Annotated in this window: 1 protein-coding gene; it reads left to right on the forward strand. The window is 68.9% G+C overall.

What is annotated here, in order from left to right:
* The first annotated feature begins 29 nt into the window (after window positions 1–29).
* Window positions 30–1,475 (forward strand): FAD-dependent oxidoreductase, encoded by a 1,446-nt coding sequence (locus tag ACE026_RS00610; RefSeq protein ID WP_486037090.1) that lies wholly within the window; start codon window positions 30–32, stop codon window positions 1,473–1,475.
* Window positions 1,476–1,519: the final 44 nt, after the last annotated feature.

Consider the following 1,519-nt stretch of genomic DNA (forward strand, 5'->3'; position numbering starts at 1 on the left):
CCGCCAACTCGCCACCGCAGGGCCCACCCATGAGCCGCAAGCAAGCTTTCCAGTTCCTCGATCTGCCCCGGACGATGCCGCAGCGCATCCCGGTCGAATTGCGCACCTCTGGCGACTGGGGCGAGCTGTACGGCAAGTTCGGCAAGGAAGACGCGCAGTTCCAGGCCGGTCGCTGTCTGGACTGCGGCAATCCGTACTGCAGCTGGAAGTGCCCGGTGCACAACGCGATCCCGCAGTGGCTGCAGCTGGTGCAGGAAAACCGCATCCACGAAGCGGCCACGCTGTGCCACTCGACCAACCCGCTGCCGGAGGTGTGCGGCCGGGTATGCCCGCAGGACCGGCTGTGCGAAGGCAGCTGCACGCTGGAGGAATTTGGCGCCGTCACCATCGGCGCCGTGGAGAAGTACATCGTCGATACCGCGCTGGCCACCGGCTGGCGCCCGGACATGAGCGCGGTGGAAGCCACCGGCAAGCGCGTGGCGGTGATCGGCGCCGGCCCGGCCGGGCTGGCGTGTGCCGACAAGCTGGCGCATGCCGGCATCCAGGCCGTGGTGTATGACCGCTACGAACAGATCGGCGGGCTGCTGCAGTTCGGCATCCCCAGTTTCAAGCTGGACAAATCGGTGATCAGCCGCCGCCGCAACGTGCTTGAAGGCATGGGCGTGCAGTTCCGCCTCGGCGTGGAGATCGGCGGCGATGTGAGCATCGATGCGCTGCTGGCCGAGTACGACGCGGTGTTCGTCGGCACCGGCGCATACCGCTATACCGATGGTGGCCTGCTCGGCCAGGACCTCAAGGGCGTGCTGCCGGCACTGCCGTTCCTGGTGCAGAACAGCCGCATCGTCAGTGGCAGCGATGCCCACGGCCGGCCGATCGCCGGCTGGGAAGACCAGATCGCCCTGCCCGACCTGGAGGGCAAGCGCGTGGTGGTGCTGGGCGGTGGCGATACCGGCATGGACTGTGTGCGCAGCGCCATCCGCCTGGGCGCGGCCAAGGTGACCTGCGCCTACCGTCGTGACGAAGCCAACATGCCGGGCTCGGCGCGTGAAGTGGCCAATGCCCGCGAGGAAGGCGTGCGCTTCCTGTTCAACCGCCAGCCGTTGTCGATCGAGGCGGGTGCGGATGACGAAGTGATCGGGGTGATGGTGGTCGAGACGACCCTGTCCGATCCGGATGCCCAGGGTCGCCGGAGCGCGGTGCCGATTGAAGGCAGTGAATCGCTGCTGGAAGCCGACGTGGTGATCATCGCCTTCGGCTTCTCGCCGACGGCGCCGGCCTGGCTGACCGAACAGGGTGTGGAAGCCGGCCACAACGGCCGTATCGTGGCCGGTGGCAGTGGCCGCCTGGCGTTCCAGACCGCCCACCCGCGCCTGTTCGCCGGTGGCGATGCGGTGCGCGGTGCGGATCTGGTGGTGACGGCCGTGGCCGAGGGCCGCGATGCGGCCGGCAGCATCGTGCAGCTGCTTTCGGCGTAACGGGGTGCCCTACCGAAGCGGGGGGGGGGGGGGGGGGGGGGGGG

It is taken from the genome of Stenotrophomonas sp. AGC87, assembly GCF_057333975.1.